The following is a 25,296-nucleotide window of genomic DNA, read 5'->3' as shown; positions in this document are numbered from 1 at the left end:
GCTCAAGCGCGTTCGAAGACCGCGATGCTCTCCACGTGCGCCGTGTGCGGGAACATGTTGACCACGCCCGCAGCCGTGCAGCGGTACCCGGCCTGGTGCACCAGCAGCCCCGCGTCGCGTGCCAACGTCGCCGGGTTGCAGCTGACGTAGACGATGCGGTGGGGCGCACTCCAGGGGCCGCGCAGTTCCGGCTGCATGTGCAGGTCAGCCAGCGCCTTGGCCAGTGCGAACGCGCCCTCGCGCGGGGGATCGACCAGCCAGCGCTGCGCCTGCCCGTCCTGCACGAGTTGCTGGGGCGTGATCTCAAACAGGTTGCGCGCCGCGAAGGTCGCCGGCGCCAGCGGCCGTCCGATCCTTTCCGCCTGGTTGCGCCGGTAGTTCTCGCGTGAGCGCGCCACCAATGGCTCGCTCCCCTCGATGCCCAGCACCTCCCGCGCGCGCGTCGCCAGAGGCAACGTGAAATTGCCGAGGCCACAGAACCAGTCGATGACCCGGTCGTCCTGCTGCACGTCCAGCAGCCGCAGCGCACGCGACACCAGCACGCGGTTGATGTGCGGATTCACCTGGGTGAAGTCGGTCGGCTTGAAGGGCATCGTGATGCCGAACTCCGGCAACGCGTACGCCAGCTCCGGCCCGCCTTCGTCGAGCAATTTGATGGTATCTGGGCCCTTGGGTTGCAGCCACCACTGCACGCCGGGGTGCGCAAGGGCGAACGCACGCAGCTTGGCCAGGTCACCTTCGCTCAGCGGCTCAAGATGCCGCAAGACCAACGCAATGACCTCGTCGCCGCAGGCCAGCTCGATCTGCGGACAGGTCTCGATGGCGTCCATGGACCCGATAAGCGCGCGCAGCGGCAGCAGCAGTGCGCTCACATGCGATGGAACGACGTGGCATTCGCGCATGTCGGCGACGTAGCGGCTCTTGCGCTCGTGGAAGCCCACCAGCACCGACTCTTTCTTCCGCACATGCCGCACCGAAAAGCGTGCCCGCCAGCGGTAGCCCCAGTCCGGGCCCTCGATGGGCCGCAGTATCATCTCCGCCTTGACCTTGCCCAGGTGCCACAGGTTGTCTTCCAGCACTCGCTGCTTGACGGCGACTTGCGCGGCGGGGTGCAGGTGCTGCATCTTGCAGCCGCCGCACGCGCCTTCGTGCAGGCCGAAGTGCGGGCAACGCGGACGCACGCGCTGGGACGATTCGCGGTGGATGGCCGTGAGGGTGCCTTGCTCCCAGTTGTTCTTCTTGCGGTTGACGTTGGCCGATACCAGTTCGCCGGGCAATGCCCCGTCGATGAACACGACCTTGCCGTCCGGCCGGCGCGCCACGCCCTGCGCCTCGATGTCGAGCGCGTCCACCAGCAGCCAACCGTCGGGCAGCGGCGGCCGACTTTCCGTTTCGTTTTTGTCGATCTCGTCTGTCATTGCCCGATTGTCTCAGGTGCATACTTCCTGGCAGAAAGCCAAAGGACGCGCATGGAAATCCGGGCATGCATCGACGTGGACGACCTCGAACGCGGCATCGCGTTCTATGTGCAAGGCCTCGGCCTGCGCCAAGGCCGACGGCTCGGCGACGACTGGGTGGAGTTGCTGGGCGCAGGCAGCGCCATCGACCTTCTGTTCAACCCAGCGGGGACGCCGCCGCTGGGCGAAGGCCATCCGCAACGCCGCAGCTATGCCCGCCACTGGACGCCGGTGCACCTGGATTTCGTCGTCACCGGCATCGATGCGGCCGCGGAGAAACTGGTTGGCCTGGGCGCCACACTGGAGCAACCGATCCTGCAACGGCGGTGGGGCCGCATGGCCAACATGGCCGACCCGTTCGGCCATGGCTTCGACCTGCTGGAGTTCGAAGGGCGCGGCTACGACGAGCTGTTGTCGCCCCGCCCGCCGGGCGCGGCTGACTAGCGCCTGATAAAGCCCTAGACCCAGGCTGCGAGGTATTCCTGCCAGTGCGCCTCGGCCGGCGCGAGATTGCCAAGCGTCGCCTTGACCAACTCGATCTCCTGTTCGTATTCCGCTTCCGTGAGCCCGCCGCGCATCTTCTGGAAGCGGCAATACAGCAGGTAGGTGTTCATCACGTCGGTTTCGCAATAGCGGCGAATCTCTTCCAGCTTCCCATCGAGAAAGGCTGGATAGACCTGCGAGCCGTCCATGCCCAGCTTGCCAGGAAAGCCGCACAGCTTGGCCATCGCATCTAGCGGCGCGTTGTTCTTGGGCTGGTACATGGCGAGGAGGTCCATCAGGTCCAGGTGCCGCATGTGGTACCGGCTGATGTAGTTGTTCCACTTGAACTCGCGATCGTCGTCGCCGAGATCCCAGTACTTGTCGGCCACCACGCCGTGGCGCAAGCCGCGGTAGTGCAGCACCGGCAGGTCGAAGCCGCCGCCGTTCCAGCTCACCAGCTGCGGCACGTGCTTTTCGAGTGTGTTGAAAAAGGTCTGGATGACCTTGCCTTCGCTCGCGTTGTCGCGATCGACGAAGGAGTGAATGCGAATGCCGTCGGCGTTCCTGAACACGCAGCTGATGACCAGGATGCGCTGCAGGTGCAGCGGCATGAAGTCGCTCTGCCCCTTCTCCTTGCGCTCCTCGCACCAGGCGGCAAAGACCTGCTCGTCGCTGGTGCCGGGCGCGCTGCCGCGCAATGCGCGCAGCCCCGCGATGTCGGGAATGGATTCGATGTCGAAAACGAGTACGGGCCAGGCCATGCTCGGGACTGTAGCAGCTAGAACAAGGCTTCTTTGCTGATGCCGTTGCGCACCATGTGGCGTTTGAGTTTGAGCAAGGCCTCGTTCTGGATCTGCCGGACGCGTTCACGCGTGAGGCCCAGGCGGTCGCTGAGCACTTCCAGAGTTTCCGGCTCGCGATCGTGCAGGCCGAAGCGGCCCTCCAGCACTTCCTTTTCGCGGTTCGACAGGGCGTCGATCCAGTTGTTCAGGAGTTTCTCGACCTCGTGGCTCTGGGTCACCCCGGTCGGGTCGACGGCCAGCTCGTCGGCCATCGAGTCGCCCAGCGTATGTTCGTCGTCGGAACGGTCCATCGCGGCGTCGAGCGATCGTGGCGCCTCGGCCATCGCCAGCAGTTCGGCCACTTCCTGCACTTCGCGCCCGAGCAACGCGGCCACATCCTCGACCCGCACGCCCTCGCCTTCGAAGCCGTTGCGCGCTGCGGCAAAGGCCGGATCGTTTTCCAGCGTGCGCCGCGCGCGCAGCACCTGCTGCAGTTCGCGCACGACGTGCACGGGCAGGCGTATCACGCGGCCCTGGTTCATCACGGCGCGCTCGACCGACTGGCGTATCCACCAGGTCGCATAGGTCGAAAAACGAAATCCGCGCTCGGGCTCGAACTTGTCGATCGCGTGCATCAGGCCGAGGTTGCCTTCTTCGATCAGGTCCGACAGCGGCACGCCGCGCCCGAGGTAGCCCTTGGCGATGCTCACCACCAGTCGCAGGTTGTGCTCGATCATCGACTGGCGCGCAGCGAAATCGCCGGCCCGGGCGCGCGTGGCGGCGTCGAATTCCTCGGCGGGGGTGAACAGTTCGGTACGGCGCACTTCGCGCAGGTAGAGCGTCAGCGTGTCGCTCGACTCCCCGGCGATCTCGGCGGGGATGTCGCGGGGGTTGGGCTCGCTGGCGGCTTCATCGCCCTCATCGCCCTGCCCTCTTGCGCCTGGCACAGCCCCATTCTCAGACGCACCCGGAACGGCAGAATTGCTGTGTCCGTTGCGCTTTTTCATCGCTACCTCGGGGGCAGGTACTTGGCGGGGTCGACAGGCTTGCCCTGCCGCCGGATCTCGAAGTGCAGCTTCACCCGGTCGGCGTCGCTGCTGCCCATCTCGGCGATCTTCTGCCCTTTGCGCACCGTCTGGTCTTCCTTGACCATCAGCGACTGGTTGTGCGCATAGGCCGAGAGATACGTGTTGTTGTGCTTGAGGATGATCAGGTTGCCGTAGCCGCGCAAGCCTGCACCCGCGTACACGACGCGTCCATCGGCCGACGCGAGCACCGGGTCTCCGGGCTTGCCCGCGATGTCCAGGCCCTTGTTCCTTTGCTCATCGAAACCCGCGACGACCGAAGCACCGGCCGGCGTCGGCCAGGCCCACGGCAGGTCGTCTTCCCCTGCGGGCACTGGCGTCGGCGCAGGCCCGGGCGACGTGACCGCCGGCGGCACACTCGCCACCAGCCCGGTGGTGGGCGTGCCACGCGGCGCGCTCGCGGCGGGCGTCGGTGCGCCCGGCACCGCGGGAGCAGTGGTCACGGGCCGCACGGCCGCGACGTCCGCGGCAGGCGGTATCACGCGCAGCACTTGCCCCACTTCAATGATGTTCGGGTTCTCGATGCTGTTCCAGCGCGCGATGTCGCGCCAGTTCTGCCCGCTGTCCAACGAAATGCGGATCAGCGTATCGCCGGGACGCACGGTGTAGTAGCCGGGCTTGCCCGCGTTCTCGGCGCCGGGCAAAGTCGTGCGCGGCGGTTCGGCGACGGGGGCTGGGGCCACGACAGGCGCGCGCGCGGCGCTGCGATCCTCCACCGGCGCCGGGGCGCGAAGCGAGGTAGATGCGCACCCGGCAAGCAGCCCTGCTGCCAGTGCCAGCGCCCACGTCCACCCCTGATTGCGCAACTCGAGCATCTTTTCTTTTCCTATCAAGCGATGCCCGATTTTAGGGGGACAAAGTGAACCGCCTCAAGCACAGTTTGTTTCATTTCGCGCGCCGTCTTTTCCATCACCACCAGGGCCTGCTGCCCATTGGGCATGACCGTCGGCGCGACGATGCGCCCACCCACTGCGAGTTGCTCCGTCCAGGCAGCGGGCACGGCCAAACCGCCGGCCGCCGAGATGATGCCGGCATACGGTGCACCCTTGGGGTACCCGACCATGCCGTCGCCGAGCATCAGGTGCACGTTGGGCAGGCGAAACGGGCGCAAGTTCTCGCGAGCCTTGTCGTGCAACCCGCGCAAGCGCTCGATGCTGTAGACCTCGGTAGCGACGAGGCTGAGCACCGCGGCCTGGTAGCCGCAGCCGGTTCCGATTTCGAGCACGCGGCCCAACTTGCCGGCCGCATCGTTCCTGCCGCCGAGTAGGAGCTCGATCATTCGCGCCACCACGTTTGGCTTCGAGATGGTTTGGCCCAGCCCGATCGGTAAGCTGGTGTCCTCATACGCCTGGTTCATCAGCGCCGTATCGACGAAGCGATGCCGCTCGATGCGCCCCATTGCATGAAGCACGCGCGCGTCGCTCACGCCCTGCGCTGCGAGCTTTTCCACCATGCGCGCGCGCACCGCACGCGAATCCGGCGAAACACCTTCGGGGGTGCGCGGCGATGCGTTGACAGCGGGCGTCGCGGCCTTCCGGGCGGGCGCGGGCCGGGTGGACGACGAATCGAGCCGTGCCGGAAAGCCTGGGCGCTGAGGCATCAACGCTCCTGCCCGCCCGATGCCGCGAGCCGTGTCTTCCATCCTGCGAGCGCCTCGTGGTCGGTCAAGTCGACCTTCAACGGTGTGATCGACACGTGGCCCTGTGCGGTGGCATGAAAGTCCGTTCCTTCCGCGTCGTCCTTGGCCGGGCCGGCGCCGCCGATCCAGTACAGCATGTCGCCATGCGGGCTGGGCTGCGCGATCACTTTTTCCGCGGCATGGCGACGGCCCAGGCGGCAGATCTTGAACGGCTTGAGCTCCTCATACGGCATGTTCGGAATGTTGACGTTGAGCAGCCACGGCGCGCTGCCTTGCGCATGCTGCGCGATCACCTGCTGCACCAGGTCGCGCGCCTTGCGCGCCGAGTCGCCGATATGAGCCCAGCCTTTCTGCGTCTGCGAGAAGGCGATGGCGGGGATGCCGAACAGGTAGCCCTCCATCGCCGCGCCGACGGTGCCGGAGTAGATCGTGTCGTCACCCATGTTCGCGCCGTTGTTGATGCCGCTCACGACGAGGTCGGGCCGGTATTCGAGCAGGCCCGTCAGCGCCACATGCACGCAATCCGCCGGCGTGCCGTTGACGTAGCGAAAACCGTTGCCGGCCAGGTGCACGGAGAGCGGCGAATGCAGCGTGAGCGCGTTCGACTTCGCGCTGTTGTTGTGCTCGGGCGCGACGACTTCGACATCGCCCAGGTCCTTGATCGCCTCGTACAGCGCGACGAGACCCGGCGCCTGGTAGCCGTCGTCGTTGGAAAGGAGGATTTTCATTGGGGGTAAAGGATTGAAAAGATTGTAGGTGCGATGGGTCGCCGCAGAGACATTCATGCGGAAATCGTGGGCCTATCATCAATGCGTCCTTTATCCGGAGAATCGGCATGCATGCCTGGATTTGCGAGAACCCCACCGGCGTCGATGCGCTGCAATGGAAAGAACTGCCCACGCCCGCGCCCAAAGCGGGTGAGGTGCTGATCGAGATCAAGGCCGCGAGCCTGAACTTCCCCGATCTGCTGATCGTTCAGAACAAGTACCAGATGAAGCCCGAGCTGCCGTTCGTGCCCGGCTCCGAATACGCAGGCGTGATCGCAGCTGTGGGCGAAGGCGTAACGCATCTCAAGGTCGGGCAGAGCGTCGCGTGCCTGTCGGGCACGGGCGGCTTCGGCACGCACACCATCGCCCCGGCCGCGCTGTGCATGCCGCTGCCGCCCGGCTTTCCCCACGTGGACGCCGCGGCGTTCATCATGATCTACGCCACGTCGCACCATGCGTTGGTGGACCGCGCACAACTGAAGGCCGGTGAAACCGTGCTAGTCCTCGGCGCCGCGGGCGGTGTCGGCACTTCGGCAATCCAGGTCGCCAAGGCGATGGGCGCGCGCGTCATCGCGGCCGCTTCCACCGACGAGAAGTGCGAGCTGTGCAAATCGATCGGCGCCGACGCGACCATCAACTACACGAAGCAGGACTTGCGCGAGGCCATCAAGGCCGCGACCGCAGGCAAAGGCCCGGACGTGATCTACGACCCGGTGGGCGGCGACTATGCCGAGCCGGCGTTCCGCTCCATCGGGTGGCGCGGTCGCTACCTGGTCGTGGGCTTCGCGGCTGGGCCGATTCCTTCGCTGCCGCTCAACCTGCCGCTCCTCAAGGGCGCCTCGATCGTCGGCGTGTTCTGGGGCGGCTTCGCCAAGGCGGAGCCGAAGGCCAACGCCGCCATGATGGGCGAGCTCGCCCGCTGGTACGCCGAGGGCAAGATCAAGCCCGTGATCGACCGCACGATGCCGATGGCCGAGCTCAAATCAGCCTATGCGCACATGGGTTCGCGCGGCGTCAAAGGCAAGCTCGTCATGGTGAATTAGCGTCCGGCTATAATCTCGCTCTCTACGGTGGCTGTAGCTCAGTTGGTAGAGTCCAGGATTGTGATTCCTGTTGTCGTGGGTTCGAGCCCCATCAGCCACCCCAAGCATCCATAGAAAAAGCCCGCCGGCCTTGCAGCCGCGGGCTTTTTTACTGGGATCGCGGCTTGTTGGCCGCGATTGCTGTTACTGCGTCTGCGCGGGCTCACCCAGCCCTGCCGCGGGCTTCGGCGCAAGAATTTGCACCTTGAGCCGCTCCTTCAGCAGGTTGTAGTACGCGATGTTCTCGGCCGAGCCCCAGGCCTGCGCGTACTGCGCGCGATCCTGCTTGGCCACGTCGTCGGCCGGCGTCTCACGCGCAAGCACCTTGTTCACCTTGACCACGGCGTAGCCTTCGCCACCCAACTCGACACCGGTGAACGCCGGCAGCGCGGCCGGGTCGGCGCGCAGTGCGGCTTCGACTACAGCGCCGGGCTGCTTCTGCGTTTCCTGGCGCGAGACGGTGATGGCCGCCGGCAAGGTGGCAGCGCCCGCGTTCGCTTTCCAGGCGGCCAGCTTTTCCATGCCTTCCTTCTTGGCCATCTCGGCCGCGCGAGCGGCAACGACGCGCTCGCGAACACGGTCCTTCACTTCGGCAAACGGCAAGGTGCGCGCCGGCGTGTACTGCACGATGCGGCCCGACACCAACGTGCTCGGGGCGACTTCCACCGCCTCGGTGTTCTGCTTCTTTTCAATGGTGCCTTGCGCAAACAGTGCATTGAGGAACTTGGGATTTGCCAGGGCTGCGGGCGCGCCGGGTTGCGGCGTGCGTCGCACGTTGGTTGCCGTACGGATCTCGAGCTTCAACTTGTCGGCCGCGGGCTTGAGGCTGTCGGGCTGCTGGTAGACCGTGTCGGTAAACGCCTCCGCCGTCTCGGCGAACTTGCGCTGCGCCTGCTGCTTCTTCAGTTCCGCTTCGAGTTCTGGCCGCATCTCTTCGAAAGTCTTCTGCTTGGGCGACTTGATGTCGGCGAGCTTGATGATGTGGAAGCCGAACTCGGTTTCGACGAGCCCGCTGATGTCACCCTTTTTCAGCGCGAACGCGGCTTCCTCGAATGCCTTGGTCATCGCACCGCGCGCGAAGAAGTCGAGGTCCCCACCATTGGCCGCGGAGCCCGGATCCTGCGAGTTCTTCTTCGCGACATCGGCGAAGCTGTCGGGCGCCTTCTTGACGGCAGCGAGCAATTCGGTGGCCTTGGCCTGCGCCTTCTCGCGTTCGGCCGCGGGCGCACCCTTGGGCACGGCCACGAGGATGTGGCTTGCGCGGCGCTCTTCCTGGCCACCCAGGCGCGAGGCGTTCTGGTCGTAATAGGTCTTCAGGTCCTGTTCGTTGACCGTCACCGTCTTCTTCACGGTCTCCAGGTCGAGCACCAGGTATTCGATGCTGGCCTGCTCCGGCGCCTGGAACATTGCCGCATTGGTCTTGTAGAAAGCCTCCAGGTCGGCGTCCGACGGATTGACGCGCGCAACGTAGTCCGCGGATGCGAACCGCACCACCTGCACCTCACGCTTTTCGAAGTACGCGTTGAGCGAGATGGCCGCTTGCGCTGGCGTGGCAAAGCTCGTGCCGCCGACGCCGGCCAGCACCTGGCGCGCTGCGATGTCGGCGCGCACGCTGGCCTCGAACATCTCCGGCGTCATGCCCTGTGCGCCGACCAATTGGCGGTAACGCGCCATGTCCAGCTTGCCGTCGGGGCCGCGCAGCGAGGCGATCATCTCGTTGCTTTGCAGTTCACGGGCCAGGCGCTGGTCACTGGTGGAGAGCTTGGATTTGTCCGCGGCAGCGGCCAATACGCGGTCGCGCACCAGGCGCTCGAGCGTCGCGTAGCGCGCGGCCGGCGAATCCAGCAGCTTCGCGTCGAGGTTGGGCATCTGCTGGCGCAGGCGATCGACCTCCTGCTTGTGGGCGGCGTCCCACTCACCCTGCTTGATGTCCTGGCTGCCGATCTTGGCGACGGCCTCGCCTTTTTCGCCCATGCTGTTGTAGCCGTTGATGCCCACCAGCACGAACGACGGGAAGATCAGCAGAAACAGGATCAACTGCATGATCTTGGTGTGCTTGCGGACGAATTCGAACATGGTCGAGACTCACATTGCTAGAAAAAACAAAAGGCGAACAACAGTTCGCCTTCGCTTGGTGGTGGGTGCTGACGGGATCGAACCGCCGACCTACGCCTTGTAAGGGCGCCGCTCTACCAGCTGAGCTAAGCACCCCACCGTATTAGGGCCGTTCAGTTCAGCGCATCCTTCAGCGCCTTGCCTGGACGGAACTTGGGAACCTTGGCAGCCTTGATTTTAATCGCTGCGCCGGTACGGGGATTGCGGCCCGCGCGGGCGGCCCGTTTACCGACCGCGAAAGTACCGAAACCCACCAGAGACACCGACCCGCCTTTTTTCAGCGTGGTCTTGACGGCACCGATCATCGATTCCAGCGCACGGGTGGCGGCGGCCTTCGAGATATCGGCATGCTTTGCGATGTGCTCAATCAGTTCGGTCTTGTTCACGGGGGCCCCTCGTTGAGAGATAGTTGATCAGGAATGTCTCGTCAAAAATTATTGACTCCCGTTCCTGCGGCCACGTCGCGTGGCATGAGGCGAGGATGCGGGAGACTTCTTTCGCGGCTCCAAAGCCACCGGCCAATTAAAGCCACGGACCCAGACCGTGTCAATACGACGGATGCCTTTACAACAGCGCGGAGGCGGATTCTAGACGCTTTTGACGAGATTCCATGCGGGCTGCAGCCCGATTTTCGTGCGGCACTGCGCAAATTTTTGGTGAGCAAAACCCGCTCACCGACCTGCGCGTCCTCCGCGCAATCCGTTACACGGCAGCAGCGATTGCGCGGCCCACGTCGGTGGTGCTCGCCGTTCCGCCAAGGTCGCCCGTACGCGGTGCACCACTTCCGGGCTGCAGCACTTTCTCGATGGCCGCGAGCACCGCATCATGCGCGTCCTTGTGGCCAAGGAACTCCAGCATCATCGCGCCGCACCAGATCTGCCCGATCGGGTTGGCGATGTTCTTGCCGTAGATGTCGGGGGCCGAACCGTGCACGGGTTCGAACAGCGAGGGGTACTTGCGGTCGGGGTTCATGTTCGCGCTCGGCGCGATGCCGATCGTGCCGGTGCATGCGGGGCCGAGATCGGACAGGATGTCGCCGAACAGGTTGCTGGCCACGACCACATCGAAGAAGTCGGGGCGTTGCACGAAGTGCGCGGTGAGGATGTCGATGTGGAACTTGTCCACCTTCACGTCCGGATAGGCCTTGGCCATCTCGGCCACGCGCTCGTCCCAGTAAGGCATCGTGATGGCGATGCCGTTGGACTTGGTCGCCGACGTCAGGTGCTTCTTCGGCCGCGACCGTGCCAGCTCGAACGCGAACTTCAGGACACGATCGACGCCCACGCGCGACATCACCGTCTCCTGCATCACGATCTCGCGTTCGGTGCCGGGGTACATGCGCCCGCCGATGCTCGAGTATTCGCCTTCGGTGTTCTCACGCACGATGTACATGTCGATCTCGCCCGGCGCGCGGGCGCTGCCGTCGCGCCGCACCACGGGCGCGATGATGCCGGGCATCAGGCGCGCCGGCCGCAAGTTGACGTACTGATCGAACTCGCGGCGAAACAGCAGCAGCGATCCCCACAGCGACACGTGGTCGGCGATCTTCTCGGGCCAACCGACGGCACCGAAATAGATGGCGTCGTGGCCACCGATCTGGTCCTTCCAGTCGTCGGGCAACATCTTGCCGTGCTTCTCGCAGTAGTCCCAGCTTGAGAAATCGAAGTGGTCGAAGGTCAGGTCGATGCCGAACTTCGTCGCCACCGCCTCCATGACGCGGATGCCCTCGGGCATGACTTCCTTGCCGATGCCGTCGCCGGCGATGACTGCGATGCGCTTCTTGCTCATGATGGTGTTGACTCCTGAAAAAATGAAAGGGCTTCTTGCAGCAGAAGGGACGCCGCCTCTTCCGCGATGTAGTGGCCGCAAGGCAGGCTGCGGCCGGTGACTTTCGGCGCGCGCTCGCGCCACAACGCGAGCACGTCGAAGCAGCGGCCCACGGCGCCGTGCTCGCCCCAGAGGACGCGCAGCGGCTGGTTCAATGTCTTTTCGCCGGCGGTAATGTCCGCACGGTCATGTTCCAAATCGATGCCGGCGCTGGCGCGGTAGTCGCCGCAGATGGATTGCGCCGTGCCTGGGATCCGAATGCAGCGCTCGTATTCGGCGAGCGCTTGCGGCGCGAATGCCTGCAGCCCGGCGTGGCGGGCGCCCATCACGCTGCGCAGGTAGCGCACCGGGTCGGACTCGATCAGGGCTTCAGGCAACGGAGGCGGCTGGATGAGGAAGAACCAGTGCCAGTAGGTCTGGGCGAAAGCGAGCGACGTGTGCTCGTACATCGCCACCGTCGGCGCAATGTCCAGCAGCATCAGGCGCGCGACCGCGCCAGGGTGATCGGCGGCAAGCCGGTGCGCCACACGCGCGCCGCGGTCGTGCGCGAGCACACCGAACTGCGCGAAGCCGCGCGACTGCATCACGGCGAGCGCGTCCAGCGCCATCTCACGCTTCGAGTACGCGCCGCTGCCCTCCCCGGCATCGGGCCGGTCCGAATCGCCATAGCCGCGCAGGTCCATCGTCACCACGGTGAATCGCTCCGCCAGCGCGGGAGCGACGAGGTGCCACATGGCGTGGGTTTGCGGGTGGCCGTGGAGCAGCAGCAGCGGCTCGCCGCGGCCCGCCTGCCGCGCATGCAGCCGCACACCGTCGCGCACCACCTCGAATGTCTCGAAACTCTCCAGCATCGGCAGATTCTGGCTGGCGCCCGGCGCCGCCGCAAGCAATAATCCGGCAATCGATCATTTCCAATCGGGAAACTATTGAACCCCCTGCTGAACCGTACGGACCTGGAGTTGCTCCTGGCGGTGCGCGCCCACGGAACCCTGGCCGGCACTGCCGCGGCGGCCGGAGTCGTGCCTTCGGTCGTGACGAAGAAGCTTGCGGCGCTGGAAGAGCGGCTGGGCTTCAAGCTGTTCCAGCGAACCACGCGGCGCGTCGTTCCCACGGCCGAAGGAGAAGCGCTGTGCGAAAGAGCCGGCCAACTGGTGCAGGCCTTCGCGCAGTTGGAGGCGGACTTGCTGGAACGTCGCACTGAGCCGATGGGCGTCATCCGTATCGCCGCCACATTCGGTTTCGGGCGCCTCTGGCTGGGGCCGGTGCTGGCCGAATTCCAGGCGCGCCATCCGGGCCTGCAGGTTCAGCTGCAGCTGACGGAGCAACTGCCCAACCTGGCGGTGGAAGGCTACGACGGCGCAGTGTGGCTGTGGTCTGTGCGCGGCCAGCGGGCGTCCGAATGGGTGGGCCGGCGGCTCGCGCGCAACCAGCGCGTCGTCGTGGCGGCGCCCCAGTACGTGCGCGCACGCGGTATGCCGAAGGCGCCGGCAGACCTTGCGCAGCACGATTGCCTGATGGTGCGCGAGAGCGACCAGCGCTTCGACACCTGGGCGCTGCGCCGTGAGCGCGACAAGGCCGAGACCCGCGTTCGCGTGCAGGGCCCGTTGTCGAGCAATTCCGGCGAACTGGTTCGCGACTGGTGCCTGGCCGGCCGCGGCATCATGCTGCGAAGCCTGTGGGACATTGCCCCGCAGCTTGCCTCGGGCGAGTTGGTGCGGCTCTTGCCCGGCTACGCGATGTGGGACGCCGACATCCACTGGCTCGCGCCGCACCAGGCGCAGACACCCAAACGCGTGCGGCTGCTGATCGACTTCCTCGCGGAACGGTTCAAAGGGGAGCCGTGGCGGTTCAGGGGCGCGGCGAAGGCGAGCGGACCACGAGACTGACCCCGACAGCCGTCAGCGCAATGCCGGCGATGGTGAACACCGTGATGGCCTCGCCGAAGAGCAACCACGCCATCACCGCCGTGCACGGCGGCACGAGGTAAAGCAGGCTTGTGACGGCCGTGGCCGCGCCGCGCTGGATCAACAGGTACAGCAGCGAGCTGCCACCCAACGTCAGCACCAGCACCGACCAGGCCATGGAACCGATCAACTGGCCATTCCAATGCATGGTCTCGCTTTCCAGCAGTGCCAGCGGCAATGTCACGACAAAGGCCGCAGCCATCTGGACCACGCCCGCGGTGCGCACGTCGCAGGGAGCGACGAAGCGCTTCTGGTAGAGGGTGCCCGCCGTGATGCTCAGCAGGGCACCCAACGCAAGCAGGAAATTGGTGCCGTGGATCTCACCGACGCCCAGCTTCTGCCACACCACCAGCGCCAATCCGCCGAACCCCAGCGCCAGGCCGGCCCACTGGCGTTGCGCCACGACGCCCCCGCGCGATGACACCCACACGGCCGTCAGTACCGGCTGCAATCCGACCAGCAAAGCCACCAGGCCGGCGCCCATGCCCAGCTTCACGGCCGCCCACACCCCGCCGAGATAGCCCGCGTGCATCAGCATCCCCGTGATGGCCAGGTGCTTGACCTGCTCGCGATTGGCGGGCATCGCGGCGCGGGCAGCGATGGCCCACAGAGCGAAACACCCCACCGAAAGGAAATAGCGCACCGCCAGGAATTTCATCGGCGGTGCATGCGGCATGCCGTAGCGGGCGACGATGAAGCCGGTGCTCCAGATCAGTACGAACACGGCGGGCATCGCCGCCACCAGCCGGTTGCTTTGCGAATCAGTCGATGTCATCAGCCAAACCGGCTATTTCACCCGCTTGCGGATTTCCGGTAGCGCCTTTTGCAGGTAATAGACCATCGACCAGACGGTGAGGATCGCGGAAATCCAGATCAGCCACGTGCCCCACACGGCGGTATCGATCAGCCCGAACAGCACGCCGTCGAACAGCAGGAACGGGATGGCCACCATCTGGAACGTGGTCTTGACCTTGCCGATCATGTGCACGGCCACGCTCTTGGAAGCGCCGATCTGCGCCATCCATTCGCGCAGGGCGGAGATCGCGATCTCCCGGCCGATGATGATCAACGCGACGAACACGTCCGCGCGCTGCAGGTGCACCAGCACCAGCAGCGAGGCGCAGACCAGGAACTTGTCCGCCACCGGGTCGAGAAAGGCGCCGAACGATGACGTCTGGTTCAGCTTGCGGGCCAGGTAGCCGTCCAGCCAGTCCGTCGCCGCGAAAACGACGAACATCACCGTGGCGATCAGGTTCTGCAGCGCCGGGTTCCAGCCCAGGTAGAACACACCGACGATCAGCGGGATCGCAACGATACGGGTCCAGGTGAGGATCGTGGGGATGGTAAAGAACATGAGCCCCGATTCTGGCATGGCGGCCGAGCAGGCTCCTAATGCAGCGCGCGGTAGATTTCTTCGGCCAGTTCCCGCGAAATGCCTTCCACGCTGGCGATGTCATCGACCCCGGCCGAGGCCACGCCTCGCACGCCGCCGAAACGCTGCAGCAGCCGGGCCCGCTTCTTCGCGCCGATGCCTGGGATGTCCTCGAGCTGGCTGCCGCCGACGCGCACCTTGGCGCGTCGCGCACGCATGCCGGTGATCGCGAAGCGGTGCGCCTCGTCGCGGATCTGCGCCACAAGCATCAGTGCCGCCGAATCCCGGCCCAGGTAGACCTTCTCGCGGCCGTCGGCGAACACCAGCTCTTCCAGGCCGACCTTGCGGCCTTCGCCCTTCTCGACGCCGACGATCACCGCCAGGTCCAGCCCCAGTTCCGCGAACACCTCGCGCGCCATGCTCACCTGGCCCTTGCCGCCATCCACCAGCACAAGGTCCGGCAGGCGCCCTGCACTGCCGCCCGCGCCGCGGGGCGGCATGGCCTCGGGCGAGTCGCGGCCGGCTTCCGCCAGCTTGGCGTAGCGGCGCATCAGCACCTGGCGCATGGCGGCATAGTCGTCGCCCGGCGTGATGCCGTCGATGTTGTAGCGCCTGTACTCCGAGTTCTGCATCTTGTGGTGATGAAACACCACGCAGGACGCCTGGGTCGATTCCCCCGCCGTGTGGGAGATGTCGAAGCACTCGATGCGGAAGGCCTCCAGGTCGTCCGGCGACAGGTCCAGCGCCTCGACCAGCGCACGGGTGCGGGCCTGCTGCGAGCCCTCTTCGGCGAGCAGCCGGGCCAACTGGATGTCGGCATTTTTCTGCGCCATCTCCAGCCACAGGCGGCGCTGCTCGCGCGGGTTGTGAACGGCCGCGATCTTCAGGCCCTGCTGCTGCGAGAGCGCGTCGATCAGTTCGCGGCTGATGGGGTGGCTGGTGATCAGCGCAGGCGGCGCCGGCACGCCGATGTAGTGCTGCGCGATGAAGGCTTCCAGCACCTGGATTTCGACCGGTACCTCGGGCGCCTTGCCAGCCTCATCGTCCGCATTGTTGTCGAAGTCCTGCACCGCCGCCGCGTCTTCGATGTGGCTCGGGAAGTACGGCCGGTCGCCCAGGTGCCGGCCGCCGCGCACCATCGCCAGGTTGACGCAGGCCTTGCCGCCCTGCACCTTGACGGCGAGGATGTCGACGTCCTTGTCGGAAGCCGTTTCCACCGATTGCTGGTGCAGCACCTTGGACAAGGCGCTCATCTGGTTGCGTAGCTCGGCCGCCTGCTCGAATTCCAGGTTTTCGGCGTGCCGCATCATGCGCGACTCCAGCGTCACCAGCACCTGCTGCGTGTCCCCCCGCAGGAACGCCTCGGCGTTCTGCACATCCTGCTGGTAGTCCTGCGGCGTCACAAGGTTGACGCACGGGCCCGAGCAGCGCTTGATCTGGTAAAGCAGGCAAGGCCGCGTGCGGTTAGCGAAAACAGTGTCTTCGCACGTGCGGAGGCGAAACACCTTCTGCAGGAGCTGGATCGATTCCTTGACCGCCCAGGCGCTGGGATACGGCCCGAAGTAGCGGTGCTTTCGATCCACTGCGCCGCGGTAGTAGGCGACGCGCGGGAAGGCCACTGCCGCCGGCGGCGCGCTTTCGTCGCCCGCCTTGCCGGGTCCATAGATCTTCAGGTAGGGGTAGCTCTTGTCGTCGCGAAACAGGATGTTGTAGCGCGGGTTGAGCGTCTTGATCAGGTTGTTTTCCAGCAGCAGCGCCTCGGCTTCCGAGCGCACCACCGTGGTCTCCATGCGCACGATCTTGCCGATCATGTGGCCGATGCGCGTGCCGCCATGGTTCTTCTGGAAGTAGCTGGAGACGCGCTTCTTGAGGTTGCGCGCCTTCCCGACGTAGAGCACACCGCCGTCGGCATCGAAATAGCGGTAGACACCGGGCAAGCCAGGCAAGGCGGCGACTTGCGCCAGGAGTTCTTCGGAATGGGCCTCGGACATACAGGCGCTATTGTGGCAATCTCCGGCAAACTCATCGCCCGCTTCATGCTCTGGGACATTTTCTGCAAGGTCATCGACAACCACGGCGACGCCGGCGTGTGCTGGCGCCTGTCCGTCCAGTTGGCCGGGCGCGGCCACCGCGTGCGCCTGTGGATCGACGACGCATCGGCGCTGACATGGATGGCGCCCGAGGGGCATCCGCGTGTGGAGGTGCTGCCCTGGGCTGAACAGGCGCAAGCGCCCGAGCCCGGCGACGTCGTGATCGAGGCATTCGGCTGCGAACTGGAAGCGCCCTTCCAGGCCGCGATCGCCGCTCGTGCGCGCAGCCGGGGCCGCCAGCCCGCCTGGATCAACCTGGAATACCTGACGGCCGAATCCTTTGCCGAGCGCAACCACGGCCTGGCCTCTCCTGTCATGTCCGGGCCCGCGGCTGGCCTCGTCAAGCACTTCTTCTACCCGGGCTTCACCGATCGCACCGGCGGGCTGCTGCGTGAGCCGGACTTGCTGCAGCGTCAGGCCGCCTTCGACGGCGACGGCTGGCTCGCCTCGAAAGGCATCGACAAGCGCGGCCGGCGGGTCAGCCTGTTCTGCTACGAGCCGCCGTCGCTGCGCGAGTTGCTCGCGCAGTGGGCAGCCGCGGCCGGCGACACGCAGCTGCTGGTGACGCCCGGCCGCGCCGCGGCCTGCGTCAACGCCGCGGTGGAGGACAACGACCGCACGATGCCGGGATGGATCCGGCCGTCGCGGCTCTCAATCTCGTTCCTGCCCTACCTCACGCAGCCGGACTACGACCACCTGCTATGGGCCTGCGACCTCAATTTCGTGCGCGGCGAAGACTCGCTGGTGCGCGCCCTGTGGGCCGGCAAGCCGTTGGTGTGGCAAATCTATCCGCAGGAAGACGGCGCCCACCTGCCCAAGCTCTCGGCCTTCCTGGATTGGCTGGAAGCGCCGCCGTCGCTGCGCGATTTCCACGCCGTGTGGAACGGCTCCGCGCCCGGCCCTCTGGCATCCACCGATCCGACCGTATGGGCGGATCGCCTGCTGCGTGCCCGCGACAAGCTGCTGGCGCAGGAAGACCTGGCGTCCAGGCTGCTGGCCTTCATCACGGCACAATCGCCCGCACCATGAGACTGCTGCTGGTTGAAGACGACACCATGATCGGGCGCGCGATGCGCCAGGGCCTGGGCGACGCCGGCTTCGTCATCGACTGGGTGACCGATGGCAAGGCCGCGGAGCTGGCGCTGGCCAACGGTGTCTACGACCTCGTGCTGCTGGACCTCGGCTTGCCGGGCAAGGACGGCATGGCTCTGCTGCGCGAGCTGCGCAGGCGTGGCGACGCCATCCCGGTGCTCGTCGTGACCGCGCGTGACGCCGTCGCGGACCGTATCGCAGGCCTGAACGAAGGCGCGGACGACTACGTGCTCAAGCCCTTCGACCTGGACGAACTGGTTGCGCGGGTGCGCGCCCTGCTCCGCCGCCGCACGGGCAACGCCAGCCCGGTGCTCGAGTGCGGCAGCCTGCTGCTGGACCCGGTGCGGCGCGAGGTCCGTCTCCAGGAGCAGCCTGTCAGCCTCTCGGCCAAGGAGTTCGCCTTGCTGGAACTGCTGATGCAGCGGCCGGGCGCGGTGCTGTCACGCGACCAGCTGGAAGACGCCCTCTACGGCTGGGAGCGCGAGGTCGGCAGCAATGCCGTCGAGGTGCACCTGCACAACCTGCGCCGCAAGCTGGGCCCCGACACCATCCGCAACGTGCGCGGTGTGGGCTACAAGGTGGTGCAGCCATGACGGTCTCGATTCATCGGCGGGTCCTGCTGTGGGCCATGGGAGCCCTGCTGGTGGGCGCCATGCTGCTGGTCGGCGGTTCGTGGTGGGTGCTGGCGCACGAGATGGGCGAGGTGTTCCAGGACAACCTGAAGCAGGTGGCGCTCGCCGTCGCGAACCACCACGGCACCTACGGCACGGCGAGGCCACCGCGCCTGGCGCAGCAGTTGCCGAAGATCTACGAGGAATACGGCCAGTTCGAATTCGTCACCGCGGTGTGGACGCGCGATGGCCAGCGCATGCAAAGTTCCAACCCGGGCGTCGCCCTGCCCTTCCTGTCGCGCAGCGGGTTGAGCCAGGACCGGGTCAACGGCGAAACCTGGCACCTCTACACCATCGTCCTCGACGACGGCATCGTCCAGGCCGCCCAGCGGGCGAGCGAGCGCGACTCGCTGGCCCGCGAGACCGCGTCGACGCTGGTGCCGCCGGCGCTGCTGCTGGTGGCCGTGATCGCGGTGCTGCTGACGCTCGCCCTGCGGCGCGGCCTGGCGCCGCTGTCCAACGCCGCCAGCGAGGTGACCGCGCGCAGCGTGGAAGCCCTACACCCCATTCCCATGGCCGATCACCCGCCCGAGCTGCACCTGCTGATCGGCGCCATCAACGACCTGATGGCGCGGCTGGGAAGCGCCCTGGCCTTGCAGCGGCATTTCGTCGCCGACGCGGCGCATGAGCTGCGCACGCCGATCACGGCGTTAAGCCTGCAGCTGCAGTTGCTGGAGCGGGCGGGCGACGAGGCGCATCGGGTGGCGGCGCTGCACGAATTGCGCGCGGGCGTCGACCGGGCCCATCGCCTGGTCGAACAGTTGCTGCAGCTGTCGCGGCTGGGACCGGAAGCACCCGCCCTCCTGCGTGAGGCCGTGGACCTGGCGGAGCTGGTCCGTGCCACCGTCGCCCGGTTCAGCGCGCGCGCCGAGAACCTGGGCATCGACCTGGGCGCCGCAACGACCGGGCCGGTGCCCGTCACCGGCGATGCGCGCCAGCTCGGCCTGCTGCTGGACAACCTGGTGGAGAACGCGCTGCGCTACACGCCGCGTGGCGGCAAGGTCGACGTGGGCGCGAAGGTTGAAGGGCCGCAGTCGGTCCTGCTGGTCGACGACACCGGCCCGGGCATCCCGACCGCCGAGCGCGACCGTGTTTTCGACCGTTTCTACCGGGCGGCCGGCACCGGTGCCACCGGCGGCAGCGGGCTGGGCCTGGCGATCGTCAGGGCCGTGGCCCTGCGGCATGACGCCGAGGTGGTGCTGGGAGATGCGCCCGGCGGCGGCCTGCAGGTCAAGGTGCTATTCCGGCGTTAGCCGGGCGGCACGGCGCAAAGAGGTCCATGTCCGGCCGATAGACGGCGGTCTGCACGTCCAGCACGCCCAGCAGCGAATGGAACAGGTTGTCGTGGCTCGCCGCCAGCGCCGACTGCTCGCGCATGCAGTTGGCGTCGACATGAAAATCGCGCCGGAACGCCGGCGACAGCCACATCAGCAAGGGCACGTGGCGCTGCACGTCGGGGGCGATGGCGTAGGGCACGCCGTGCAGGTACAGGCCGTTCTCGCCCAGCGACTCGCCGTGGTCGGAGACGTACAGCATCGCGGTGTCGTGCGTGGCTTGTGCCTTGTCGAGAAACTCGATCACCCGCCCCAGCATGAAGTCGGTGTACAGGAGGGAGTTGTCGTAGGCATTGACGATCTCGGCCTGCGTGCAATAGCGCAACTCCTCGTTCTCGCAGGCCGGCGTGAAGCGCCTGAACACCGCGGGGTAGCGCTTGTAGTACGCCGGCCCGTGGCTGCCCAGCTGGTGCATCACCACGAACAGGTTGCCGTGGTTGTCGCGCGCGATCCCTTCCATGCCGCGCAGCAGAATCTCGTCGAGGCACTGGCCCTCGGCGCACAGCGCATCGACCTTGGCGCGATCCAGTTGCTCGGCCGGCAGGCCCTGGCACACGCCCTTGCATCCGCTCTGGTTGTCCCGCCACAGCACCTTGAACCCCGCGCGCGCCAGCACGTGCAGCACCGACTCGTGCGTGAGGATCTTTTCCTCGTCGTAGCCGTGCCGCCCGAAGGGCGAGAACATGCAGGGCAAAGATACCTCGGTGGACGTGCCGCAGGCCCGCGCGTCGGGAAAGTTGATCACGTCCAGGCCCGACAGCCGCGGATTGGTGGGCCGGGCGTAGCCGTTGAGCGCGAAGTTCTGTGCGCGGGCGGTTTCACCAACCACCAGGACGAACAGCGCTGGCCGCTTGCGTGCCTGCCACGCCGGGCCCAGGCGCGCGTCGCCACCGACGGTGAGCTTGGGCGTGTTGGGCCGCTTGGCCCGGCCCCAGGCATTGGCCGCACCGGCCGCCACCAGGTTGCCCGGCGTCAGCAGGTATCGGACCTCCCCGTGGTTGCGTACCAGCGAAGCAAAGTCCGCGAACACCAGCAGGAGGCTGGCCACCCCGGTCGCCAGCGCAGCAGCCACGCAAGCCAGCCGCACCGCCGCAGCGCGCCGCAGCGGACGCTGCTTCAGCCGGGTCCACCAGACCAGCACCGAGGGCAGCACGCCGAACGCCAGCACGTACGCCACCAGGTCACGGCCGAGCAGCTCGCCCGCCTCGTGGTAGTTGGTGGCCAACACGTTGCGCAGCATCGCGCGGTCGAAATAAACCGCATAGCGTTCCATGTAGTACGCCGCGGCCGCCGTGACCAGCAGGAGGATGGTGAGCAACGTCTTGGCGGTGTGCCGGGTGGCAAGCGCCGAGCCGAAGGCAAAGTAGAAGGCGGTGAATGCAATGAAGACCGCGGCGGCGAACAGCCAGGTGCCGGGCTCATCCATCGGACGCCCCGCCAGAGCCATGTGCCAGAACGGCCGGTTGCAGGCCAGCATCATGAAGGCGGCGCAAATCAGCACCAGGGTTTCCACATGCAACTTGGGGCGCGTCCACGCCGTCATGCGCACCCCCATCGGGCTCAGGACAGGCATGTGCGTTGCTTTTCCGCCATCCGAACCGCCCCGTCCAGGCCCCAGGCAGCAGCCCAACAAAGCCACCCGGTCCAGAGCGTGTGGCTCATGAAGTGCGCGCCGCGGAACTGCTGCGCCAGGCCCAAGGCCAAACCCGCCGCCAGCACGACGGCCAGGCAGCGGACCGCCAGCGATGGGGAGACGGGCCTCAGGACGAAGAACCCGCCGATGAACGCAAAGGCCGCCGAGGCGTGGCCAGCCGGGAAGCAGTGGCCGGGACCGCCGTCGGCCTGTCCCCAGGCCCAATGGTTCACGTAGGCGACGGCGCCGCCGAATTCCGCCAGGTCCCAGGGGCAACTCGTCCTGCTCGCGTACTTGAGCAGGTTGACCAGCGCCACCCCCAGCAGCAGGCTGGCCAGCCATTGGATGCGGGCCGGCCGCGAAAGCCGCCGAAGCACGCCGACCGGCCACCACACGCCCGCGAACAGCCAGGCGCCCGCGGCGAAGGCCAAGTGCCGCATGCCGTCGTGCAGCAGGACACCCGCGAACCAGCTGTCACGCCCGGTGAAGCCGTGGCCGCCGCCGGCCGCCAGCCGCGCCAGGGGCACGTCCAGGCCGCTGGCTTCCCATGCCAAGAGCAGAACCAGTGCGCCCAACGTCCAATTCCAGAGCGAGCGCCCAGCGGGCTCGCTCCCCTTCTTTACTGCGAAAAATTCCATACGGCCGAGTCTGCGAGCCCGACACTTAAGGCAGCCTGAAGCCGAGGCGGTGCGGCGGAAGCAAAACGCGCTAAAATTCAGGGCTTTGCGCAATTTCTGGGGCTATGGCGCCCTTATGCGCATCCCCCGCCGCGGATTAACGCATCCCCCTTGAAGCGCAGCGCGGCCAACCTATCTAAATCGTTATGAAAATCGCTCAAGACATCCGCGCCGGCAACGTCATCATGAACGGCAAGGACCCGATGGTCGTGCTGAAGACCGAATACTCGCGCGGCGGCCGCAATTCCGCCACCGTGCGCATGAAGCTCAAGAGCCTGATCGCCAACTTCAACACCGAAGTGGTCTTCAAGGCCGACGACAAGATGGACCAGATCATCCTGGACAAGAAGGACTGCACCTACTCCTACTTCGCCGACCCGATGTACGTCTGGATGGACGCCGAGTACAACCAGTACGAAGTCGAGAAGGAAAACATGGGCGACGCCCTGAACTACCTCGAAGAGGGCATGCCCGCCGAAGTGGTGTTCTATGACGGCAAGGCCATCTCGGTCGAATTGCCCACCAGCGTCGAGCGCGAGATCACCTGGACCGAGCCGGCCGTCAAGGGTGACACTTCGGGCAAGGTGCTCAAGCCCGCCAAGCTGTCCACCGGTTTCGAAATCGGCGTGCCGATCTTCGTGGCCCAGGGCGACAAGGTGGAAGTCGACACGCGCACGGGCGAGTACAGAAGGCGCGTCTGACGCAAGGGAATTTTCGAGAAGGCTCCGGAAGGAGCCTTTTGTTTTTGGGGCCACCTGTGGACTTCGAGTTCGATTTCGACCGCCTCGTCGTGCCTTTCCGGATGCAGCCGGGGCTCGCGCGCCTCGATCCATCCGAGCGGCAACTGATCGCGCTCGACCCTGCGTCGCAACTCTTCGAAGAAAAGCGCGCGGTCGTCGAAGCCGGCCAGTCCCGCCAGATCGTTCCGGGCTTCGACGCCGGCCCCGCGCTGGCCGCCATCGCGGAACACCTGCCCAGTGACCGCATCCCGGAACTCGCTTACCGGCAGGATCTCGCGATCCTCGACGGCGAGACCGGCACCCTGCCCTGGCTTTGCGTCTGCGTGCCTTCCCATTGGGCGCCCGAAGAAAAACTGGGGCTGGGCTTCGCGGCCCTGCACGCGCCGGTCGCCGACAACGAGTTGCTCGTCAAGGCGTCGGCGCAGTTGGTCAAGCTGGCGACTTCGGGCGAATGCTGGGAGCGGTATGTGATGACGGTGAGCACATCGCCTCGCTACGACCAACACCCGCGCCGGCACGCGCGCAAGCCATGGCCCGCGTCGGCCGATGATCAAGCTTTCGCGGAGAGCTGCTGGCTGCGTGCGGAACGCCAAACCTTCTTTCCCGTGCTGCGCGGAACGCGCCAGGCCGTCTTCACGATCCACGTCATGCTCAAACCTCTGGGTGAAGCTGTCGCGGCGCCCGGCGCCGCAGGCCGCCTGCACGACTGGCTCGCCTCCATGTCGCCTGCGGTGCTCGAATACAAGGGCTTGGCGCCCGCGCGCGAGCCCCTGCTTCGCTGGCTGAAGGCGCGCGGCTGATGGAACTGGCTGCCCGCATCGCCCAGGTCATCGTGCCGGTCTTTCTGATCGTCGCCATCGGGTTTTTCTACGGCCGGCGCACGCGGCCCGATCTCAGCTCGTTCAACCGGATCGTGCTCGACGTGCTGGCCCCAGCGCTGGTCTACACGGCGCTCGCGGCCAAGGATTTCCGTCTTGGCGACCATGCCGTGCTGCTTGCCGGCGGTGCGATCTTGATCCTGGGCAGCGGCGCTGTGGGTTGGCTGCTCTCGCGTGCCACACACACGCAGCCGCGCACGCTCGTACCGGTGGTGATGTTCAACAATTGCGGCAACATGGGCCTGCCCCTGGCGCTGCTGGCCTTCGGCGCGGAAAGCTTTGGCGCGGCAGTGGCGTTGTTTTCCATCAGCAACCTGATCCATTTCTCGCTGGGCGCACGGATCACGAGCGCTCACGCCCGCACGCGCGATTTGCTGCTGAGCCCGTTGATGATCGCCACGGCCCTGGGATTCGCCAGCGCCGCCAGCGGCGTGCGCCCGCCCGACATGTTGTTCACCGGCCTCAAGATCATGGGTGAGGCGATGCTGCCGCTGATGCTGTTCGCGCTGGGCGTGCGGCTCACCGCACTGCGCCGGCAGGACGTGCCGCGCGGACTGCTGGGCGCCTTCGCCCGGCCGATCATCGGCCTGGCCCTGGCGTTGCCGCTGGTCTGGGCGCTGGGCCTCACCGGCGCCTCGAAGGGGCAATTGATCCTGTTCGGCTCGCTCCCACCGGCGGTGATGCAGTTCCTGCTGGCGGAACGCTATCGCCAGGAGCCGGAAAAAGTCGCGGCGATGATCTTGCTGGGCAACGCGCTCGCGGTGCTGTTCGTGCCGCTTGCACTCGCCCTTGCGCTGTAGCGGCTCCAGCCGTCGACGGGCCGCCCCTAGACGGCTGCGCCCCCTGAGGGGGCAGGGCGTAGCCCGTGGGGGCTCCTAATAAACGCGCCGCTGCAGCAGCACGACCAGGATCAGAACCACCAGCACCACCACGAAGACGGCCAGTCCCAACCCCGACAGCCAGAGCATCCTGTGGTCGGCACCGATTGCCGCTGGAGCGGCTTCAGGCCAGGGCGTCGCTGCCGGCAGCCACTCGACCAGTTCCCCCGCCGCTTCCGGCGTGAAGAGTTGCATGCAGACGCGTTGCATCGGCCCGCCGGCCTTTGCGGGCCGCATCCACAGATCGACTTGCGAGCCCCTGATCCGGGCATGAACCACGTCGTTCAGCGCCAGCTTGACCCGCCCGTCCTTCCAGCCCAGACCGCGACGGAACCGGCCCGCAATCCGCAGGACATCGCCCTGCACACGGACTTCGACTTCGTCCTTGAACCGGGGAATGCGGGCGCCCGGTCCCTGCACCTCGAGCAACGCGGCCGTGAACCTCGCGCGCACCACCGAAAAGCTGCTGCTGCGGTCGGGGTTGAAGGTGGATGCAGGCCCCTGCTGGCCGATCAGGTCGGCCACGGTCAACTGGGAGCCGTCCGTGCCGATCAGCACGTGCTCGCTCGTCAATGTCTCCTTGATCCGCATTCCGACGACCGTCCGCCGGTCGTACGGCCCGACTTTACGGCCCTCCAGCAGGACGTAATATCTCTGGTGCAACTGCAGTCCCCACGTTACTTTCTTTGGATGGCAAGGATAGCGGAGAACCATCCCGAATAGCCGCAGA

Annotated in this window: 25 protein-coding genes and 2 tRNA genes; 10 read left to right on the top strand and 17 right to left on the bottom strand. The window is 66.4% G+C overall.

The genetic code is table 11. From position 1 onward, the window contains the following. Positions 1-2: 2 nt before the first annotated feature. Entirely contained in the window at positions 3-1,418 is a 1,416-nt protein-coding gene (gene rlmD / locus EEB15_RS26210) for a 23S rRNA (uracil(1939)-C(5))-methyltransferase RlmD (RefSeq protein ID WP_141512907.1), read from the bottom strand. Between the two features lie 51 nt (positions 1,419-1,469). Between rlmD and EEB15_RS26205 the strand changes: the two genes are divergently transcribed. Further along, on the top strand, positions 1,470-1,901 hold the full coding sequence (locus EEB15_RS26205) for a VOC family protein (RefSeq protein WP_141512906.1): 432 nt from the start codon (positions 1,470-1,472) through the stop codon (positions 1,899-1,901). Positions 1,902-1,915: 14 nt separating this feature from the next. On the opposite strand, the gene EEB15_RS26200 is transcribed toward EEB15_RS26205, so the two are convergent. The 5 genes from EEB15_RS26200 to surE are packed head-to-tail and all read right to left on the bottom strand — an operon-like array spanning position 1,916 to position 6,174. Continuing rightward, a complete protein-coding gene (locus tag EEB15_RS26200) occupies positions 1,916-2,701 on the bottom strand; it encodes a 3'-5' exonuclease (RefSeq protein WP_141512905.1) in 786 nt (261 codons plus the stop codon). A 17-nt stretch (positions 2,702-2,718) separates the two neighbouring features. After that, a complete protein-coding gene (gene rpoS / locus EEB15_RS26195) occupies positions 2,719-3,729 on the bottom strand; it encodes an RNA polymerase sigma factor RpoS (protein ID WP_141512904.1) in 1,011 nt (336 codons plus the stop codon). A gap of 2 nt (positions 3,730-3,731) precedes the next feature. Beyond that, positions 3,732-4,622: a peptidoglycan DD-metalloendopeptidase family protein gene (locus EEB15_RS26190; RefSeq protein ID WP_141512903.1), complete on the bottom strand. Its 891-nt coding sequence runs from the start codon at positions 4,620-4,622 to the stop codon at positions 3,732-3,734. Positions 4,623-4,636: 14 nt separating this feature from the next. After that, positions 4,637-5,407 (bottom strand): protein-L-isoaspartate(D-aspartate) O-methyltransferase, encoded by a 771-nt coding sequence (locus EEB15_RS26185; protein WP_141512902.1) that lies wholly within the window; start codon positions 5,405-5,407, stop codon positions 4,637-4,639. Further along, the gene (surE, locus tag EEB15_RS26180) at positions 5,407-6,174 is read right to left on the bottom strand and encodes a 5'/3'-nucleotidase SurE (RefSeq protein ID WP_141512901.1); all 768 of its coding nucleotides are present in this window, start codon (positions 6,172-6,174) and stop codon (positions 5,407-5,409) included. Before surE ends, EEB15_RS26185 begins: the two co-directional genes overlap by 1 nt. A gap of 107 nt (positions 6,175-6,281) precedes the next feature. Between surE and EEB15_RS26175 the strand changes: the two genes are divergently transcribed. Together EEB15_RS26175 and EEB15_RS26170 are read left to right on the top strand one after the other, a co-directional pair. Continuing rightward, positions 6,282-7,256: an NADPH:quinone oxidoreductase family protein gene (locus tag EEB15_RS26175; RefSeq protein WP_141512900.1), complete on the top strand. Its 975-nt coding sequence runs from the start codon at positions 6,282-6,284 to the stop codon at positions 7,254-7,256. A 27-nt stretch (positions 7,257-7,283) separates the two neighbouring features. Further along, a tRNA-His gene (locus EEB15_RS26170) sits at positions 7,284-7,359 on the top strand. Between the two features lie 80 nt (positions 7,360-7,439). Here EEB15_RS26170 and EEB15_RS26165 read toward each other — a convergent pair. The 5 genes from EEB15_RS26165 to EEB15_RS26145 all read right to left on the bottom strand — a co-directional run bounded on the left by EEB15_RS26165 (position 7,440) and on the right by EEB15_RS26145 (position 12,088). After that, positions 7,440-9,371, bottom strand: a complete 1,932-nt coding sequence (locus EEB15_RS26165) for a SurA N-terminal domain-containing protein (RefSeq protein ID WP_141512899.1) — start codon at positions 9,369-9,371, stop codon at positions 7,440-7,442. Between the two features lie 59 nt (positions 9,372-9,430). Beyond that, positions 9,431-9,506: transfer RNA gene (locus tag EEB15_RS26160), tRNA-Val, on the bottom strand. A 17-nt stretch (positions 9,507-9,523) separates the two neighbouring features. Beyond that, positions 9,524-9,796, bottom strand: coding sequence for an HU family DNA-binding protein (locus EEB15_RS26155; RefSeq protein ID WP_141512898.1), 273 nt, complete (start codon positions 9,794-9,796; stop codon positions 9,524-9,526). Between the two features lie 316 nt (positions 9,797-10,112). Further along, positions 10,113-11,198, bottom strand: a complete 1,086-nt coding sequence (locus tag EEB15_RS26150) for a tartrate dehydrogenase (protein ID WP_141512897.1) — start codon at positions 11,196-11,198, stop codon at positions 10,113-10,115. After that, positions 11,195-12,088 (bottom strand): alpha/beta fold hydrolase, encoded by an 894-nt coding sequence (locus EEB15_RS26145; protein WP_141512896.1) that lies wholly within the window; start codon positions 12,086-12,088, stop codon positions 11,195-11,197. Before EEB15_RS26145 ends, EEB15_RS26150 begins: the two co-directional genes overlap by 4 nt. Positions 12,089-12,163: 75 nt before the next feature. On the opposite strand from EEB15_RS26145, the gene EEB15_RS26140 reads away from it, so the two are divergent. After that, positions 12,164-13,123, top strand: a complete 960-nt coding sequence (locus EEB15_RS26140) for a LysR family transcriptional regulator (RefSeq protein ID WP_370283912.1) — start codon at positions 12,164-12,166, stop codon at positions 13,121-13,123. Here the strand turns inward: EEB15_RS26140 and EEB15_RS26135 are convergent. The 3 genes from EEB15_RS26135 to uvrC are packed head-to-tail and all read right to left on the bottom strand — an operon-like array spanning position 13,086 to position 16,564. Then, the gene (locus EEB15_RS26135) at positions 13,086-13,976 is read right to left on the bottom strand and encodes a DMT family transporter (RefSeq protein ID WP_233259626.1); all 891 of its coding nucleotides are present in this window, start codon (positions 13,974-13,976) and stop codon (positions 13,086-13,088) included. The two genes, EEB15_RS26140 and EEB15_RS26135, sit on opposite strands and share 38 nt — an antisense overlap. A 12-nt stretch (positions 13,977-13,988) precedes the next feature. Beyond that, complete coding sequence (gene pgsA / locus EEB15_RS26130) at positions 13,989-14,555, bottom strand: CDP-diacylglycerol--glycerol-3-phosphate 3-phosphatidyltransferase (RefSeq protein ID WP_141512895.1); 567 nt, start codon at positions 14,553-14,555, stop codon at positions 13,989-13,991. Between the two features lie 35 nt (positions 14,556-14,590). Further along, a complete protein-coding gene (gene uvrC, locus EEB15_RS26125; protein ID WP_141512894.1) occupies positions 14,591-16,564 on the bottom strand; it encodes an excinuclease ABC subunit UvrC in 1,974 nt (657 codons plus the stop codon). Positions 16,565-16,609: 45 nt separating this feature from the next. Between uvrC and earP the strand changes: the two genes are divergently transcribed. Genes earP through EEB15_RS26110 form a run of 3 tightly spaced genes read left to right on the top strand, consistent with a single transcriptional unit; the run spans position 16,610 to position 19,679 of the window. Continuing rightward, positions 16,610-17,692 (top strand): elongation factor P maturation arginine rhamnosyltransferase EarP, encoded by a 1,083-nt coding sequence (earP, locus tag EEB15_RS26120; RefSeq protein ID WP_141512940.1) that lies wholly within the window; start codon positions 16,610-16,612, stop codon positions 17,690-17,692. Further along, a complete protein-coding gene (locus tag EEB15_RS26115; protein WP_141512893.1) occupies positions 17,689-18,348 on the top strand; it encodes a response regulator transcription factor in 660 nt (219 codons plus the stop codon). The genes earP and EEB15_RS26115 overlap by 4 nt, the downstream gene beginning before the upstream one ends. Continuing rightward, entirely contained in the window at positions 18,345-19,679 is a 1,335-nt protein-coding gene (locus EEB15_RS26110) for an ATP-binding protein (protein ID WP_141512892.1), read from the top strand. Before EEB15_RS26115 ends, EEB15_RS26110 begins: the two co-directional genes overlap by 4 nt. Here the strand turns inward: EEB15_RS26110 and EEB15_RS26105 are convergent. Together EEB15_RS26105 and EEB15_RS26100 are read right to left on the bottom strand one after the other, a co-directional pair. Beyond that, complete coding sequence (locus tag EEB15_RS26105) at positions 19,657-21,333, bottom strand: phosphoethanolamine transferase (protein ID WP_141512891.1); 1,677 nt, start codon at positions 21,331-21,333, stop codon at positions 19,657-19,659. The two genes, EEB15_RS26110 and EEB15_RS26105, sit on opposite strands and share 23 nt — an antisense overlap. Then, a complete protein-coding gene (locus EEB15_RS26100) occupies positions 21,321-22,031 on the bottom strand; it encodes a phosphatase PAP2 family protein (protein ID WP_141512890.1) in 711 nt (236 codons plus the stop codon). Before EEB15_RS26100 ends, EEB15_RS26105 begins: the two co-directional genes overlap by 13 nt. Before the next feature lie 185 nt (positions 22,032-22,216). Between EEB15_RS26100 and efp the strand changes: the two genes are divergently transcribed. The 3 genes from efp to EEB15_RS26085 are packed head-to-tail and all read left to right on the top strand — an operon-like array spanning position 22,217 to position 24,488. Next, entirely contained in the window at positions 22,217-22,771 is a 555-nt protein-coding gene (efp, locus tag EEB15_RS26095) for an elongation factor P (protein WP_141512889.1), read from the top strand. Positions 22,772-22,827: 56 nt separating this feature from the next. Continuing rightward, the gene (locus EEB15_RS26090; protein WP_141512888.1) at positions 22,828-23,610 is read left to right on the top strand and encodes a heme-dependent oxidative N-demethylase subunit alpha family protein; all 783 of its coding nucleotides are present in this window, start codon (positions 22,828-22,830) and stop codon (positions 23,608-23,610) included. Beyond that, positions 23,610-24,488, top strand: coding sequence for an AEC family transporter (locus tag EEB15_RS26085; RefSeq protein ID WP_199236640.1), 879 nt, complete (start codon positions 23,610-23,612; stop codon positions 24,486-24,488). The genes EEB15_RS26090 and EEB15_RS26085 overlap by 1 nt, the downstream gene beginning before the upstream one ends. A gap of 75 nt (positions 24,489-24,563) precedes the next feature. Here the strand turns inward: EEB15_RS26085 and EEB15_RS26080 are convergent, their stop codons facing one another. Further along, a complete protein-coding gene (locus tag EEB15_RS26080; protein ID WP_141512887.1) occupies positions 24,564-25,229 on the bottom strand; it encodes a hypothetical protein in 666 nt (221 codons plus the stop codon). Positions 25,230-25,296 lie beyond the last annotated feature (67 nt).

The organism is Ramlibacter sp. WS9 (genome assembly GCF_003797765.1).
Lineage (GTDB): Bacteria > Pseudomonadota > Gammaproteobacteria > Burkholderiales > Burkholderiaceae_C > Ramlibacter.
Note: the sequence above shows the minus strand (reverse complement) of the source record. Positions and strands in the feature narration are given on the sequence as shown.